The organism is Cellulomonas sp. P2_B4 (assembly GCF_056404795.1).
Map to the genome: position 1 here is coordinate 1 of NZ_JBFUDI010000045.1, position 704 is coordinate 704.

Sequence of the window (704 nt, forward strand, 5' to 3'; positions counted from 1 at the left end):
GGGCCGGACACCGGCATTCCGGGCGTGCGCAAGTTCGACGTCATCGTGTCGGGCCGCTACGACAAATATAGCGATTTCGGCGAGACGAAGAATCCGAAGATCGCGGCGAACTGGGAAATCGTCGAGGGCGTGAAGATCCGCGGCAACTGGGCCGAATCCTTCGTCGCCCCGGCACTGACCAGCTTCGGCACCAACGCGGTCGGCCTGACCGGCGAATCCGGCTTTGCCGGCGCCAATGGCAGCAGCGTGCCGGGCGGTACCTTCACCGTCTCCACCTCGGCCTTTCCCGGGGCGATCGGCCTGCCGGGCTGTCCGGCGGGATCGACCACCTGCACGATCGGGAGCGGCGTGACCGGCCTGTTGCTGACCGGCGGCAATGCCGACCTCAAGCCGCAGACGGGCAAGGCGTTCAGCATCGGTATCGACCTGACCCCGACCTTCGCGCCGGGCCTGCGGGTCAGCGTGACCTATTGGAACAACAAGCTGCGCGGCGGCATCACCTCGCCGGTCCCCTCGCTCGCTTTGGGCGCGGCCGACCTCGCCTATCTGCTCCAGCTCTATCCGGCCGGCGCCACGCCGGCGCAGATCGGCACTGCGACCGCCGGCCTGCCGCAGACCGGTGCGCTCAACGCGACGACCTATTTCATCTATGATTATCGCCAGCGCAATGTGCTCAACCTCGATGTGGCCGGTATCGATGCCAG

Annotated in this window: 1 protein-coding gene; it reads left to right on the plus strand. The window is 66.9% G+C overall.

Annotated elements, in window-relative coordinates; all coding sequences use genetic code 11:
* Positions 1-24 precede the first annotated feature (24 nt).
* A partial coding sequence (locus tag AC1DZC_RS19985; RefSeq protein ID WP_477044485.1) for a TonB-dependent receptor domain-containing protein occupies positions 25-704 on the plus strand: 680 nt, incomplete at its 3' end.